14 protein-coding genes are annotated in these 14662 nt (G+C 67.3%); 10 read left to right on the top strand and 4 right to left on the bottom strand.

Annotated features, from left to right (window positions below; genetic code table 11):
- Positions 1 to 200 precede the first annotated feature (200 nt).
- Positions 201 to 1214 (top strand): glycosyltransferase family 2 protein, encoded by a 1014-nt coding sequence (locus tag TF1_RS12275; protein WP_081430452.1) that lies wholly within the window; start codon positions 201 to 203, stop codon positions 1212 to 1214.
- Positions 1215 to 1255: 41 nt separating this feature from the next.
- Here TF1_RS12275 and TF1_RS12270 read toward each other — a convergent pair whose 3' ends face one another.
- Together TF1_RS12270 and ispD are read right to left on the bottom strand one after the other, a co-directional pair.
- Positions 1256 to 2023, bottom strand: a complete 768-nt coding sequence (locus tag TF1_RS12270) for a glycerophosphodiester phosphodiesterase (protein ID WP_011292963.1) — start codon at positions 2021 to 2023, stop codon at positions 1256 to 1258.
- Positions 2020 to 2769, bottom strand: coding sequence for a 2-C-methyl-D-erythritol 4-phosphate cytidylyltransferase (gene ispD / locus TF1_RS12265; RefSeq protein ID WP_011292962.1), 750 nt, complete (start codon positions 2767 to 2769; stop codon positions 2020 to 2022). Before ispD ends, TF1_RS12270 begins: the two co-directional genes overlap by 4 nt.
- A 427-nt stretch (positions 2770 to 3196) precedes the next feature.
- Between ispD and TF1_RS12260 the strand changes: the two genes are divergently transcribed.
- The 8 genes from TF1_RS12260 to TF1_RS12225 all read left to right on the top strand — a co-directional run bounded on the left by TF1_RS12260 (position 3197) and on the right by TF1_RS12225 (position 10093).
- The gene (locus TF1_RS12260; protein ID WP_011292961.1) at positions 3197 to 4027 is read left to right on the top strand and encodes an ABC transporter permease; all 831 of its coding nucleotides are present in this window, start codon (positions 3197 to 3199) and stop codon (positions 4025 to 4027) included.
- Positions 4027 to 4812 (top strand): ABC transporter ATP-binding protein, encoded by a 786-nt coding sequence (locus tag TF1_RS12255; RefSeq protein WP_011292960.1) that lies wholly within the window; start codon positions 4027 to 4029, stop codon positions 4810 to 4812. Before TF1_RS12260 ends, TF1_RS12255 begins: the two co-directional genes overlap by 1 nt.
- 95 nt (positions 4813 to 4907) lie before the next feature.
- Positions 4908 to 5768: a hypothetical protein gene (locus TF1_RS12250; RefSeq protein ID WP_011292959.1), complete on the top strand. Its 861-nt coding sequence runs from the start codon at positions 4908 to 4910 to the stop codon at positions 5766 to 5768.
- A gap of 8 nt (positions 5769 to 5776) precedes the next feature.
- Positions 5777 to 6415, top strand: coding sequence for a DUF5941 domain-containing protein (locus TF1_RS12245; RefSeq protein ID WP_011292958.1), 639 nt, complete (start codon positions 5777 to 5779; stop codon positions 6413 to 6415).
- A gap of 17 nt (positions 6416 to 6432) precedes the next feature.
- Complete coding sequence (locus TF1_RS12240; protein WP_011292957.1) at positions 6433 to 7164, top strand: phosphocholine cytidylyltransferase family protein; 732 nt, start codon at positions 6433 to 6435, stop codon at positions 7162 to 7164.
- Between the two features lie 5 nt (positions 7165 to 7169).
- A complete protein-coding gene (locus TF1_RS12235; protein ID WP_011292956.1) occupies positions 7170 to 8219 on the top strand; it encodes an iron-containing alcohol dehydrogenase family protein in 1050 nt (349 codons plus the stop codon).
- Complete coding sequence (locus TF1_RS12230) at positions 8197 to 8967, top strand: CDP-alcohol phosphatidyltransferase family protein (RefSeq protein WP_061783908.1); 771 nt, start codon at positions 8197 to 8199, stop codon at positions 8965 to 8967. The genes TF1_RS12235 and TF1_RS12230 overlap by 23 nt, the downstream gene beginning before the upstream one ends.
- A 295-nt stretch (positions 8968 to 9262) precedes the next feature.
- Positions 9263 to 10093, top strand: a complete 831-nt coding sequence (locus tag TF1_RS12225; RefSeq protein ID WP_061783912.1) for a glycosyltransferase — start codon at positions 9263 to 9265, stop codon at positions 10091 to 10093.
- Positions 10094 to 10166: 73 nt separating this feature from the next.
- Here the strand turns inward: TF1_RS12225 and TF1_RS12220 are convergent, their stop codons facing one another.
- Both TF1_RS12220 and TF1_RS12215 read right to left on the bottom strand, forming a co-directional pair.
- Positions 10167 to 10781, bottom strand: coding sequence for a malonic semialdehyde reductase (locus tag TF1_RS12220; RefSeq protein WP_016189187.1), 615 nt, complete (start codon positions 10779 to 10781; stop codon positions 10167 to 10169).
- Between the two features lie 245 nt (positions 10782 to 11026).
- On the bottom strand, positions 11027 to 12346 hold the full coding sequence (locus TF1_RS12215) for a nucleotide sugar dehydrogenase (RefSeq protein WP_011292952.1): 1320 nt from the start codon (positions 12344 to 12346) through the stop codon (positions 11027 to 11029).
- Between the two features lie 565 nt (positions 12347 to 12911).
- On the opposite strand from TF1_RS12215, the gene TF1_RS12210 reads away from it, so the two are divergent.
- Entirely contained in the window at positions 12912 to 14567 is a 1656-nt protein-coding gene (locus tag TF1_RS12210) for a hypothetical protein (RefSeq protein ID WP_011292951.1), read from the top strand.
- The last annotated feature ends 95 nt before the right edge of the window (positions 14568 to 14662 follow it).

The raw sequence follows: 14662 nt of genomic DNA, 5'->3' as shown, positions 1-14662 counted from the left end.
TTCCAGAGTGGCAGCACCACCCTTCCGGATCGGGAAAATCCGGTTACGGCGTGTTGCCTCCACGTCCCGTCCACCGGGATGGGACGGTCGTCGAGCGGATCCCGGGCACCGCTGTATGCAGTACCGTTGCGACAGCGGATTCCCGCACTCACATACCCAGATTCCTTCCCGGATCGCGTGAAAATCTTGTGGATATGCCCGTGAGCTGGCCTGCCGTTTCGGTTGTCATGCCTGTCCTGAACGAGGAACGCCACCTCGCCTCCGCCGTGCGCCACGTTCTGGAACAGGACTATCCAGGTGAAATCGAGGTCGTCCTGGCCGTGGGGCCGTCCAGCGACCGCACACAGGAGATCGCTGACGGACTCGCTGCGGCGGACCCGAGGGTCAAGGTGGTGCCCAACCCGTCAGGCCGTACCCCGTCCGGACTCAACGCGGCTATCGCTGCGTCCTCCCACGACATCGTTGCGCGCATCGACGGCCACGCCATGATGCCCTCCGACTATCTGCGGATCGCGGTGGAGACGCTGGAGGAGACCGGCGCGGACAACGTGGGCGGCATCATGGCCGCGGAGGGGGAAACCCCGTGGGAGAAAGCGGTGGCCGCCGCGATGACGTCGAAGATCGGCGTGGGCAACGCCCGCTTCCACACCGGTGGGGAGAGCGGGCCCGCTGACACCGTCTACCTGGGCGTGTTCCGGCGCTCCGCCTTGGAGCGGGTCCAAGGCTACGACGAGGCGTTCCTGCGGGCTCAAGACTGGGAGATGAACTACCGGATCCGCATGACCGGCGGGACCGTGTGGTTCCAGCCGCGGATGCGGGTGTCCTACCGGCCGCGCCCCAACGTCCGGGCGCTCGCCAAACAGTACTTCCACTACGGGCGGTGGCGCCGGGTTGTGGCCCGGCAGCACCCGGGCACCCTCAACTTCCGCTACCTGGCTCCGCCGGTTGCGTTGACCGCGATCGTCCTGGGCCTGGTGGGCGGGTTCTTCTTCTGGCCGGCGTGGCTGATCCCCGGCGGCTATGTGGCGGCGATCCTCCTCGCCTCGATTCCGCTGGGCTCCGGACTGCCGCTGGCTTCCCGCCTCGCGCTCCCGGTGGCGCTGGCCACCATGCACATGGCGTGGGGGGCGGGCTTCCTCACCAGTCCGCCGAGCCTGGGCTCCGACTCGCGGACTGCGCAGGCGCGGCGCCAGCAGAAAGCCCAAGCCAACTGAGTGCACGGTCCTTTCCCCAGCCTGGGGAAAGGACCGGTGTCCTATGCAGAGGACGCGGCCGTAGCGGTGAGGGCCTGCACGGTGCCGGGAACATCGTCGACGACCACGGCGGCCACTCCGGCAGCGGCGAGGCGCGCCGAGTCCGCCGGGTCGGGGCACCACGACACCACCTGCAGACCGGCGCGGTGCGCGGTCGCAACCGTCTCCTCAATCGAGCGCCGCCCCGGGCGCTCCGGTTCGCCGCCCAGGCCGAACGATCGGGCATCGACGGCGACCAGGGCGCAACCCAGGGCCACGGCCCCGGCGAGGGCGTGGTCGACGGGGTTGCGGACGAACGGCATCCAAGCGGTGGCCACCCCGGGCACCTGTTCCTGCACTGCGAGCAGGGCAGAGGGGTCGAAGGAGCACACGAAGACCCGCTGGAGGCGCGCGTGCCGCTTCAGGTACGGCGCGAGCAGGCTGACCGTGCGCCGGGCAGGCGGGTCGACAGCGTCCTCCAGCACAGTTTTCACGTCGAAGTCCAGGCCGATGTCCGAGGGGATCGCTTCCAGGACCTCGTCGAGGGTGGCGACCCCGGCGGCCCGGGCTTCCGCGGCGGGCAGGTCCACGATGAGCCGCCCGTCAGGCAGGGCAGCGTTGTGGTACGCCAGCAGGACGTCGTCGGCGCTGCGCCGCACGTCGATCTCCACCCAGGAGGCGCCGTGCGCCACAGCCGCGGCGCACGATTCGGGGGTGTTCTCCACCAGGCCGGCAACGGTGCCGCGGCCGAAGCCGCGGTGGCCGATGACCTCGGTCGGGACGAATATCACTGCGCCACCCCGGTGCGGAGCAGGGCTTCAGCCACGGCAAGGTCGCTGGGATGGGTCACTTTGATGTTGCTCTCCTCCCCGGTGACGATACGCACGGGTTCCTCAGGCAGGTAGCGCAGGACGACACCGCAGTCGTCCGTGGCGGTGAACCCGGGTTCGGCGAACGCTCGCGCATAGGCCCGGCGGATCACGCCGAGCCGAAAACCCTGCGGGGTCTGCATCCGACGCAGCGCAGCGCGGTCGGGGACCGCGGCGATCACTTCGCGTCCAGAGGCGTCCAAGGTGACCTGGACCACGGTGTCACTGGACGGTACAGCCACGCCGACCGCGCCGACTTCGGTAAGTTCAGTCACACAGGCAGTGATCGTGCGGCCGCTGACCAGCGGACGCGCGGCGTCGTGCAGGAGCAGCAGGTCGTTGTCGTCGTAGTCGTCGACTGCCTGCAGGGCGGCGAGAGAGCTCTCGGAACGGCTCGCTCCTCCCGGAACGATCCGGGACACCTTGTCGTACCTGCCTTCGGCGAGGATCTTCTCCGCTTCCGCGAGGTGGGCGGCGTTCATGACCACGACGACCTCGTCCACCTCTGGGGCGGCGCACAGGGCGGCGACCGAGCGTTCCAGGATGGTCTGCCCGGCCAGCCGCAGGAGCTGTTTGGGGTGCGCACTGCCCATGCGCGACCCTACGCCGCCGGCGAGGACAGCAGCGGCGACCCGCGGCCGGCGGTGCGCGGGCTGATCGAGCGACATGGCCTCTCCCGGGGTGACAGCAACACAGCGGCGTGACAAGGAGAGGCTAGCCCACGGTTCCGGAACACTCTGGGCAGCGATTCAACAATGGAGGAACAATTCACCGCGAATGGGACAGCAGGGCGGTATCACCGGTAACCTTAGGACGCCTGGAATCACAGGGCCACCGGTCGTGCAACCATGGATCTGGTCCCGGTGTTCTCCCGGAGAGGCGGCGGACGTGCCCCAGCTTTCGTCAGCGGCGCCGCTCACTCCTGAGCATCCCCGCCACAGATGTGGCATGTCATGACGGTGGCCTCGAAATATCCGCCGTGGCGCACTAGCGGCCCCGTCGGAGACTTCGGATGCCACAGGCAAACCCCTACGAATCCCACGGCGATCTCTATCGCGCGATCGTTTCCATACGACTGCATCCTGAGGAGGTGCGGTGGCGTCGAGGACGCTGGACGTCTGGCAACACCGGAAAGTCGTCAGACACCTGGTCCGCCGTGACCTCAAAGTCAAGTACCAGAATTCGATCCTCGGTTACGCCTGGTCGATGTTAGAGCCGCTGGCGATGGCCTGCGTCTACTACTTCGTCTTCGGCGTGGTGTTCGCGGCGACTGGCGGAGCGCGCGAGGCACCGGGCGGCCCGGACGCGCCCGGGGGCTACGCCCTGTTCCTGCTGTCAGGGCTGCTGCCGTGGATGTGGTTCAGTGCGGCGCTCAGCGACGCGCCCCGCGCACTCACCACCCACTCCAAGCTCATCACCACGATGAAAGTGCCCCGGGAGATCTTCCCCCTGGCCATCGTGCAGACCAAATTCGTGGAGTACCTGCTCACCTGGCCTGTCCTGCTGATGTTCGTCGTGGTGCTGCGGGGCGAGACCGGGTGGAACTTCTTCTGGGTCATCCCGGCGATCGCGGTGCAGTTCATCCTGTCGCTGGGGATGACTCTGCTGCTCTCCTCCATCAACGTGCTGCTGCGCGACGTGGAACGGATCGTTCGTATCCTGAATCGAGTGCTGTTCTACAGCACGCCCGTCATCTACCCGCTGTTCCGCGTCACGGAGATTGACGCGCTGCCCGACTGGTTCAAGTGGCTCTACCAGCACAATCCGCTGGCAGGGATTTTCCAGATGCACCACGCGGTGTGGTACGCCAGCGAAGCGCCTCCGGCGTCCGTCTTGTGGACGACGGTCGGCGGAGCCATCCTGGTGATGTTGGTTGGGTACGTCACGTTCCGACGACTGGAGAGCGCCGTCCTTAAGGAGCTGTAATGGCGGAGCCGATCATCGAGGCTGAAAGGCTCGGTATCAAGTTTGCGACGAACCGCCGGCGCAAACGCAGTCTGCGGGAGATGTTTATTCACGGAAACCGGCGTGACCCCAACCGAGGTGCCTCCGATTTCTGGGCGCTGCGCAACGTCTCCTTTACGATCACTAAAGGCGAGTGTGTCGGTATTGTCGGCAAGAACGGGACGGGTAAATCCACTCTGCTCAAATTGATCGCCGGGGTGCTGATCCCCGACGAGGGCAGAGTCACTGTCCGCGGAAAAGTCGCTCCGCTGCTGGAGCTGCGGGCCGGGTTCAACGACCACCTCACCGGGCGGGAGAACGTCTACCTGGTGGGCGCCCTGCACGGGATGAGCAACGAGATGCTCCAGGAGCGGTTCGACGAGATCATCGAGTTCGCCGAGATCGAGTCGCGGTTTATCGACACCCCGGTGCGCCATTACTCCAGCGGCATGAAGGTGCGGCTCGGATTTGCGCTCATCTCCCAACTGGAACACCCCATCATGCTGGTGGACGAGGTGCTCGCGGTGGGGGACAAATCCTTCCGCAACAAATGCTACGACGCCATTGAGCGAATGCTGCAAAACCAGCGCACCATGGTCCTGGTCTCGCACAACGAAGGCGACCTCAAACGCTTCTGCGACCGCGGCCTGTACATCAAGAACGGCGAACTGGTGTTGGACACCGACATCAAAGCCGCCCTGGACGCCTACAACGCCGACACCAAGGCGGAGATCGCCAAGCGGAAGAAGAAGAGCAAAGCCGCCTAAGCCGTCCCGTTCCGCCCCGTGTGGCCCCTTGCCAAGCGGTCTGTGGCCGGGTAACCGTTGACACCTACAGAACGTGTGTGGGAAAGGCGCGGCGAGTGACGGAGACCGGAGTACTCACCGCCTACGGGATGCGGCCGCTGGCCGAGCCCGTGGTGCGCTGGGCGGTGCGGCGAGGCACCACTCCGGCTGCCATGGCCCGGGCCGGGGCCGTCCTCACCGCAGTGGCGGCCGTGTGGTTCACCGACACTGCCCTGATGGGCAGCCTCGTCGGGACGCTCGCGCTGGCGCTGGTGCTCTACTGCGACGCGGTCGGCTCTCGCATAGCGGAACACCGCTGCGATGCGCTCAACGCCTGGGCGGTCGCGATGCTCAGCCGGGTACGCGAATACGTGCTCTTCCTAGGACTGGCGCTCGGCGCGTCCCTGGCAGGCCAGACCGACGTCTGGCTCTGGGCGGCGGGGGCACTGACCGCCCACGCGGTCCGCGAATCAGTGGCGGAGGCCCGCGCGGCACACCGCCCGGAGGCTCAGCCCCGGGACGCGTCCAGGGGAGCGCCCCCGCCGATCGAAGCGATCGACCCCAGCTACCGCAGCCGGGAACCGGCCGACCCCGACTTCACCGCGGAGCTCCTCGGCCTGGCCCGCGACCCGGACGACACCGCTGAGCCGCCCGGAACCGTCCGGCTGCGCCCGGCCCCTGCGTCCCAGAAGACCAGGGACCGTGGCGCGGCGCCCGGGAACGCCGCCCCACCCCGCCGGAGGCGGCAGGCCGTGTCCCGCGGACGCGCGGGGAGGCTCCTCCGCGACGTGGCCCGGTTCGGCCCGTCGGAGCGCTTCCTCGTCATTGCCGTTTCGGTAACGATTTGGCATGCATCGGTGGCTTTCGGGGCGTTGATCGCCGGATCCGTGGCTGCTATGGCAGTTGCCACATTGCTTCCGCAATCCGACTCCCGGTAAGGCCCACCATGAGCTCTGCGACGCAGTCTCCCCACGTTGACCTGCGTTTTCTTCGAGACGACGGGCATTTGAGCACGGGCATCGGCGTTCTCGTCCAGGGCGCGCTCCCGCCGGTTCTGCCGGCTTTCGCCGGAATCCTGGTGATGGGAGTCTTGTTATTCACCGGTTTTGAGGATCTGAACGGGGTTACCCTGTTCGCACCGGCGGCGGCACTCCTCTTGTCGGGAGTGGCTTCCGCGCATCCGCACAATGGGCGGTTCGACTGGATTGTTCCGCCATTGCTGCGAGCAGCCGAATACCTGTACCTCTGTGCGCTGGGCTACGGTTCCGGCGTACCAGGTCCCCTAGTATTCGCACTTGTCGCGTTAGTCATCTTCCATCACGGTTCCGCCGTACGCCGGGTACGCCACGGTATTCCCCCTTCCGAGTGGGCCAGGCTGGCTATGCTGGGCTGGGACGGTCGGATGCTCCTCATCGCGGCCGGAGGGGCGCTGGGATGGCTGCCCTTCACCTACGGTCTGCTCCTGGGCTATCTGGCGGTCCTGCTGGCGTGGGAGACCACCACAAGCTGGCTTTCGGCACCGGTGACCGCGGTGGCGGTAGAACCACGTGAAGGACAAGGGGGCGCTGTGGCCTCCGACAACTGAGGGAGGGAAGCGCCGACATGCTCGGCATGATTCTTGCCGCTGGGGCAGGGCGCCGGCTGCGCCCGTACACCGACACGCTGCCCAAGGCTCTGGTGCCGGTCGATGGTGACACCACCATCATGGACATCGCCCTGCAGAACCTGGCCTCGGTGGGGCTCACCGACGTAGTGGTGATCGTCGGCTACCGCTCCGAGGCGGTGGAGGAGCGGCGCGAGGCACTGGAACGCCGCCACGGCGTCAAGATCACCACCGTCTTCAACGACAAGGCTGAGGAGTGGAACAACGCCTACTCCCTGTGGACTGCACGGGACTACTTCGCTGAGGGCGTGGTGCTGGTCAACGGTGACACCGTGCACCCGGCCAGCGTGGAAAAAACACTACTCGCCAACAGGGGACCGGAGATCGTCCTCGCGGTAGACACCGTGAAAACACTTGCTGATGAAGAGATGAAGGTGGCTCTGGACTCCTCCGGACACCTGCAGCGGATCACCAAGCTGATGGACCCCGCGACAGCCGCAGGCGAGTACATCGGAGTCACCCTCATCGAGGGGAGCATCGCCGGCCGCCTGGCAGACGCGCTCCGTGCCACCTGGGAACGCGACCCCCAGCTCTACTACGAGGACGGCTACCAGGAACTGGTCGACCGAGGCGAGAGGATCGCTGTGGCGCCGATCGGCGAGGTCGACTGGGTTGAGGTGGACAATCACGACGATCTGGCTCGCGCTCGGGAGATCGCATGCCGCTACTAGCCCGGATGCTGGCCTCGCCGCTCTCCATTGACGTGCGGCGGGGAGCGATCGCGGACCTGGGACTTCTCCTCGCGGACCGGAGGATCGCCAACGAGGGACGGATCGCGGTGGCGGTCGGCCCCGGCCAGGGCGCCCGGATCGTCGCGGACCTCAACCTTCCCCACTGCGAGGTCTTCCAGGTCGACGAAGGTACCGTCGACGTCGCCAACGAACTCGGCAAGAAGCTGCGGACGGAGGCTTTCGAAGCGGTCGCGGGGATCGGCGGCGGCAAGACCATCGACGTCACTAAATTCGCCGCCACCATGGCGGGAATCCCGATGATCGCGGTCGCCACCAACCTCTCCCACGACGGCATCGCCTCCCCGGTGAGTTCGCTGGAGCACGAGAGCGGCAAGAGCTCCTACGGGGTGAACATGCCGGTCGCCGTCGTGGTGGATGTGGACTACGTCCGCTCCGCACCTGACCGGCTGGTCCGCTCGGGGATCGGGGACGTGCTCAGCAACCTGTCCGCGATCACCGACTGGGAGCTGGCCGGCAAGGAGATGGACGAACCGGTCGACGGGATGGCCGTCACCTTCGCCCGGGTGGCCGCCGAGTCCGTGCTGCACCGCCGCGACTCCGTGGAATCCGAGAGCTTCCTCACCGCGCTCGCCGAGGCCCTGGTGCTGTCGGGGATGGCCATGTCGGTGGCCGGGTCGAGCCGGCCCGCTAGCGGCGCTGACCACGAGATCCTCCACGCCATCGACCAGCTCTACCCGGGGACCAGCAACCACGGAGAACTGGCTGGGCTGGGCACGCTGTTCGCCTTCTTCCTCCGCTCCCGCTACCTGGGCCACGGGGAACAGCAGCTCGAGGACATCCGCGCCAGCCTGCTCCGCCACCGGCTTCCGACTCTCCCCTCGGACGTGGGGCTGGACGAAGAGCAGTTCGTCAAAGCCGTGGTCCACGCGCCGTCCACTCGGCCGGGACGCTACACGGTCTTGGAGCACCTCAACCTCTCCGAAGACGAGATCAGGCGGAGCGTTCGCGACTATGTCCAAACCTTCGGTCGCTGAGGTGCGGGCCGGCGGCCAGCCGGAAGGAATCAAAGAGCGGGTCAACGAGGAGCATTGGGCGGGACGCCTCTACATGCGGGCGATCTCGCCCTATGCGAGCACGTTCTTCGTGCGCCTGGGGGTGCCCCCGAACCCGATCACCTACCTGATGGTGGTCTGCGGTGTGCTCGCCGGGATCGTCGTGGCCTTCGGCGGGCTGTGGTCGGCCCTGCTCGCGGCCCTGCTCATCCAGGTCTACCTGCTGTTGGACTGCTCTGACGGCGAGGTCGCCCGGTTCACCGGGCGTACCAGCGTGACCGGTGTCTACCTGGACCGCATCGGCCACTACTTCGCTGAGGTCGCCCTGCTGGTCGGGGTAGGGATCCGGGCGCAAGGAGAGTTCACGGCCGGAGGCTGGGTGGTCGCCGGACTGGCCGCGGCACTCGGCGCCGCACTGATCAAGGCGGAGACCGACAACGTGGTGGTGGCCCGGGCCAAGGCGGGGTTGAGCGACCACGTGCCGGCCGCAGCCCTGAATCCCCGGTCCTCGGGCCTGAGCCTGGCGCGCCGGATCGCTTCTGCGCTGCGTTTCCACCGCATCATCCAGGCAGTGGAGCTCTCCCTCCTGGTCGTGGTGGCCGCAGTGGTGGATGCGGTCCGTGGCGACCTGGCTGCCACCCAGGTGCTCATGGCTGCCTGTGTGGCGGTGGCAGCGCTGCAGACCGTGCTGCACTTGGTGAGCATCCTGGCCTCCAGCCGGCTGCGGTGACGCGCGGGCGTTCCGCTCACCCTGCCGGTGTTGATACGGTCGTTACCTGGTTCATGAGACCGTTGAATTCCGTTGTCCTGTCATCCATCTTTGGTGTGTTGAACGGTTGTCGATGAGCGGTTCCGTCCCCTCCCCTAGCGCGACACGGCAGGGTGAGGCATCCGGAGCGGACACGGGGTCCTCCCAGGACGCGCTCCCCTCCGGCGGATCAGTACGGGCCGCGCCGGGGCAGGAGCCATCCGTTCCCCAGCGCGGAGGTAAACAACAGTTGAAGCTCTCCTGTGTGCTGCTGACGATGGGCAATCGGCCGGCAGAGCTGCGCCGGGCCATCGCCAGCGTGTTCGAACAGGAGGGTGTCGACATCGAGGTGGTCGTCGTCGGGAACGGCGCAGACCTCCCGGACTTGGATGAGCGGGTGGTCACCGTGCGGCTTCCCGAGAATGTTGGAATCCCGGCTGGCCGGAACGCGGGAGTGCGGGTCAGTACCGGCGACATCATCCTGTTCCTCGACGACGACGGATGGTACCGGTCCCGCAACCTGGGACGGCACGTCCACGACCGGTTCGCAGCAGACCCCTCGCTCGGTGCGCTGTCCTTCCGGATCTCCGACCCTGACGGCGGCCCGGACCAGCGGCGGCACGTGCCTCGACTCAGAGTGGGCGACCCGGGCAGGTCGAGCCGGGTCACCACGTTCCTCGGCGGGGCGTCGGCGATCCGGCGCACCGCGTTCGAACAGGGCGGCGGGCTGCCTGACGCGTTCTTCTACGCGCACGAGGAAACAGACTTGGCGTGGCGCATCCTGGATGCGGGATACCACATCGAGTACGACGCTGAGGCGGTCATGTACCACCCGGCGACGTCCCCGACCCGGCACGCCGACTTCTACCGGCTCAACGCCCGCAACCGCGTGTGGCTGGCCAAGCGGAACCTGCCCTGGCCGCTGGCCGTGGTCTACGTGGCGGTCTGGGTGGCGCTGACCGTGCTGCGCGAACGTTCCCTCAGCGCACTGCGTCCCTGGTTCTCCGGGTTCTGGGAAGGGTGGCGGACCGACGCGGGGGAGCGCCGGCCGATCCGATGGTCCACGGCCTGGCGGATGACTCTCGCTGGACGGCCGCCGATCATTTGAACGGTCGCAGCGGCGTAGAACGAGGTGTGGCCCACCCCGCGCGGCGGAGTGGGCCACTGTGCATGCGGCGGGCCTAGAGTTCGGTCACCACATCCTCGTAGTCGAGGCGGGGCAGCCGCGGGAACTGGGGATGGTCCGCGCCAGGCTTGCCGATGTTCATGACGACGAGCGTGCGGTACCGCCCGTTAGGGAAGAACTCGGCGTCGATCGCGGCGGCGTCGAAACCGGTCATCGGCCCCGCTGCCAGCCCGGCCGCGCGGACTCCGATAAGGAAGTACCCGATCTGCAGGGACGCGTTGAGTTTCGCGGTCGTCGCGCGGGCTTCAGCGCTGCTGGAGAACATGTCCCGGATGCCCTGGGCACGGTCGGGGAAGAAGCGGTCGGCCTTCTCGTGGAACTCGCTGTCGTAGGCGAGGATGGCGGTGAGCGGAGCCGACAGGGTCTTGGCCTGGTTCCCCTCGGCCATGTGCTGGACGAGACGCTCCCGGCTTTCGCGGGAACGCAGCAGCACGATGCGCAGCGGCTGCGTGTTCATCGCGGTGGGACCGTACTTCACCAGGTCGTAGATCGCGCGGACCTGTTCTTCGGAGACGGGTTCGCCACTGAAGGTGTTCGCGGTCCGCGCCTCCCGGAACAGGAGGTCCTGGGCGTCCTTGGCGAGTTCCAGCGGTTCGGAGATCTGGGACAAGGTCTCTCCTGGAAAGAAAGTACGTCGAATACGGGGCTGTCCGGCGGTGCAGGCCGGATCAGCAACGTACAACTTATCTTCCCAGGAAAGGATTCCGGGGTTTCGTGTGTTTCCGCTCACCCAGCGCCGATGAGGCGCGCACCCCCGGCTGCGGTCCCGCATCCAGAGCTCCGCGCCGTTGCGGAAGCTCTGAAAACGGGACCGGGAACCGTACCGGGCGCAAACAGCTAGCCGAGAACAGGCGATCAGAGGACTTGGACGCCCTTGCGGCTGATCGAAGCAGTGAGACGGCCCCCGGGCAGCTCGGAGTCAGCGCGGCGCAGCACCCCCCTGGTGTCGAGGAGGCGCTGGCACCGCTCCAGCAGCATCTTGGGCGTGTACTCGGAGTGGTCGGTGAGGAGCACCGTCAGGTCCGCTTCACCCAGTGCCTGCTCCAGGTCGTCCGCGCGCGGGATCGGAGACCCGTTCACCTGCCACTCCGGAACATGCGGGTCGTGGAAGAGCAGCGTGGCGCCTTTCTGCATGAGCTTGGCTGCCACGGCCCGGGACGGAGACTCCCGCTGGTCAGCGATGTTCGCCTTGTAGGTGACCCCCAGCAGCAGGATCGTCGACCGCGACAGCGCCAGCCCGGCCTCGTTGAGCATGTCCTGGACCCGCCACAGCACATAGTCCGGCATGCGCGAGTTGATCTCCTGGGCGAGCTCCACGAAACGGAAGGGGTAGCCCAGGGTCTTGACCTTGTACGACAAATAGTTGGGGTCGATAGGGATGCAGTGGCCGCCCACCCCTGGCCCGGGGTAGAACGCCTGGAAGCCGAAGGGTTTAGTGGCAGCGCAGGCGATGGCGTCCCACAGGTCCACCCCCAGTTCGCGGCAGAAGATCGCCATCTCGTTAACCAGGGCGATGTTGACGTGCCGGTACGTGTTCTCCAGGAGCTTGGCCATCTCCGCTTCCCGAGTGCCGCGCGCCCGCACCACCGTGCGCACGAACTTGCCGTAGAAGGCGGCCGCGATCTCGCCGCAGAGTTCGGTGTACCCGCCGACGACCTTCGGTGTGTTAGCCACGCCGAACAGCGTGTTGCCCGGGTCGATCCGCTCGGGGGAGAACGCCAGGTGGAAGTCTTTCCCCGCGACCAGGCCGGAGCGTTCCAGAATCGGCCGGAGCACCTCGTCGGTGGTGCCGGGGAAGGTCGTGGACTCCAGAATGACCAGGGTTCCCGGGGACAGGTGGGCAGCGATGGTCTCAGCCGCGGAGGTGACCGCGCTGAGGTCGGGAGAACCCTCCTCCGAGAGAGGCGTAGGGACGCAGATCACGATTGTTTGGGCGTTGCGGAGCACGCTGGGGTCCGAGGTTGCGGTGAACCCGGCAGCCCGCATATCCGCGATGTCCAGCTCGGAGAGGTCGTCGATATGCGACTTTCCGGCGTTCAGCCCGTCGACCACGCGCTGGTTCACGTCGAGGCCGGTCACCTTCAGACCGGACCGGCATGCTTCATGCGCCAACGGAAGCCCGACATAACCCAAGCCGACGACCACCAGGTCAGAGGTGTAGGTCGAGACGCCCACAGTTGATCTCCCTCATATGGAAAACGTGCCCTCGGGGTGTTCATTTTCCCGGTAGCTAGACGCGCGAGATTGGTACCGCGTTGCCTTCCGATATCTTTCTGGCCTGTTCAGGACATTCTTGTTCCCGGAGACATAAGAAGGTCGATATCTGGGTATGCGGCTGCGGGCTGCTCTCGGCGTGCGATCGATGATAGCGCTTCTACCAGCGGTAAGAAGGGGGAAAGTAGGGCAGGGAAACGATTTCGCGAAGATTGATGAATTACCTGAGAGTCAAAGACTCCCGCGGGTGTCATCGGCAAATTTAGTGATTCTGTTTACGGAGATGCTGCTACGGTTTGTATTTGCTTACCGTCGCAGGGCGACAGGGTTTTCCTGGCTGTAACCGGATCGGGCACTACGATGGCGGTGCGCCACGCCCGATGCGGCGCGGTGGCACTACCGGAGCGACCTGAAGCGTGTCATCCGGTTCAACACCCGTTCATCCGCGTCCGCCAAGGTGAAGGAGTGGCACAGTGACGTGCGCACCTGGCCCCCACGGGCGACCCGCGCTCCGGAAGGACGGACGATGAAACGGCGTGAGCAGAGCCAGACCGAGCAACTCCGCAAAGCGCTCGCCGAACGGGAAGCGCAGCTCCAAGAAGCCCAGGCGCGCCTCGCTGCCCTGGAAGGATCCACCTCGCTCCAGGTGGGCCGCGCCCTGGCCGGGGCTGCCCGGCGCCCCGCCCGAGGACTGGTGAACCTGCCGCGGGAACTGTACCGGCTGTGGCGGGACAGCAGCAGCCGCTCAGCGGGCAGCACGCCGAAACAGCGCGTACGGTCCCCCGAACCGGTCCGTTCCTATGAGACCGAACGCCAGGAAGCCCGGCTGCTTGCCGGGCAGCCAGCGTTCAAAGACGAGCGGGTCGTCATCGCTGGGGTGTTCTCCGCCGTAGCCCGCGCGGCCGTGGAACCGTACGCGCGGCTCGTCCCGCTGCGCCCGCACGACGTCCAGATCGTCTTCGACTCCGCCGACGTCGACGCGGTCATGGTCACCGCCTCAGCCGCCCAACCCGGAAACCTGTGGGCGCACGTGGGCGACCCGGCCGCGGTCGACCGCACCCGGGCCCTGCGATGGGTGCTGGACGCGGCCGCTGCCCGCGGAGTGGCGACCATCCTCGTCTGCGACGCGCCCGCACCCCCCGCACTGGCCGGGCTCGGCTTCGACTACGTCCACCAGGGCGACCTCGGCGTCCCCCTCCACCGCTACAACCCGATCGCCGCCCCCGAAGATCGCGCCGCCACCCTGCTGCGGGTCAGCGGAGCTGCCCCCTACTGCCACCCTCTCGTCGCGGAAAGCAAAGGAGGGGTGCGCGCCGACGCGCGATGGGAAGAACTGCCGGAACTGCTGCGCGCCGCCGCAGTCGCGGTCGTGGACACGCCGACGCTCGCCGACCAGGCACTCGCCTGCGGAACCCGGGCCCTCCTCGCCGGAACCGCCCCCGGTCCCGGATTGCCGGACACTGCGGCGCGCACCGCTGCCGACGAAGCCGACTTCATCCAAGCCGTTGCTGAAGGGCCCCTCAGCCCCGCCGAGCTCCGCCTGGCCCTCCGCACGCTCTTCCTGACCCGGGCCACCCCGGTAGTCCTGGCGGACCTCCTGGAACGGGTCTCGCTTCCCGCGGGGGGAGGCTCCGCCACCCAGCCGCTGGCGGGACGGGCCACCACAGTCCTCGCCTGCCCGTTTGACGACACCGAATCGCTTGCCCTCGCCGACGACATGTTCCGCCAACAGCACCCGCCTGCCGAAGTCGTCGTGCCTGACTCCCGCGCCGCATTCGCCGGGATCCAGCGGTTGAAAGACCGTGGCATCCCCGTGCGTACCGTCGCCACCGCTCCGGAGGACCGCTGGTCTGCGGCTGAATGGGCCCAGCTCGCCGCCGCCGCAACCACCCCCTGGACGGCACTGTGGGACCAGCCCGCGGGGGAATTCTTCCTTGCCGATGCACTCTGCGCCGCGGAATGCTCCGGAGCGGACGCGGTCGGCCCCGCCGTCGACCCGGCAGCCTCCGGAGCCGACTACGTCTTCGTCAGCGCAGTACGCCCTGTCCTCGCCCGCCGCGAACTGGTCCGCAAAGGACTGCCGCCCCAGCAGTGGAGCCGGCATGGGGCGCGCCTGCTCGCTCTCAGTGCCGCGGGCCCCGCAGCCTCGAGCCCTGTCCCGGAGCACACACCCGGCGGTTAAGCGGCACACTGGAACAAACGGAGAAGCGCTGACAAGGCCACCACCGTGGATGGTGCCACGCCACAGGCGTACCCCCGGGGCGCAGAAAGGACATC

The sequence above is a fragment of the Thermobifida fusca NBRC 14071 = JCM 3263 genome, assembly GCF_001592045.1.
Taxonomy (GTDB): domain Bacteria; phylum Actinomycetota; class Actinomycetes; order Streptosporangiales; family Streptosporangiaceae; genus Thermobifida; species Thermobifida fusca.
Note: the sequence above shows the minus strand (reverse complement) of the source record. Positions and strands in the feature narration are given on the sequence as shown.

Coding starts and splice junctions, on each gene's coding strand:
- ispD (WP_011292962.1), bottom strand. CDS start 2,769: ATGTCGCTCGATCAGCCCGCGCACCGCCGGCCGCGGGTCGCCGCTGCT.
- TF1_RS12255 (WP_011292960.1), top strand. CDS start 4,027: ATGGCGGAGCCGATCATCGAGGCTGAAAGGCTCGGTATCAAGTTTGCG.
- TF1_RS12245 (WP_011292958.1), top strand. CDS start 5,777: ATGAGCTCTGCGACGCAGTCTCCCCACGTTGACCTGCGTTTTCTTCGA.
- TF1_RS12240 (WP_011292957.1), top strand. CDS start 6,433: ATGCTCGGCATGATTCTTGCCGCTGGGGCAGGGCGCCGGCTGCGCCCG.
- TF1_RS12235 (WP_011292956.1), top strand. CDS start 7,170: ATGCTGGCCTCGCCGCTCTCCATTGACGTGCGGCGGGGAGCGATCGCG.
- TF1_RS12230 (WP_061783908.1), top strand. CDS start 8,197: ATGTCCAAACCTTCGGTCGCTGAGGTGCGGGCCGGCGGCCAGCCGGAA.
- TF1_RS12225 (WP_061783912.1), top strand. CDS start 9,263: ATGGGCAATCGGCCGGCAGAGCTGCGCCGGGCCATCGCCAGCGTGTTC.
- TF1_RS12210 (WP_011292951.1), top strand. CDS start 12,912: ATGAAACGGCGTGAGCAGAGCCAGACCGAGCAACTCCGCAAAGCGCTC.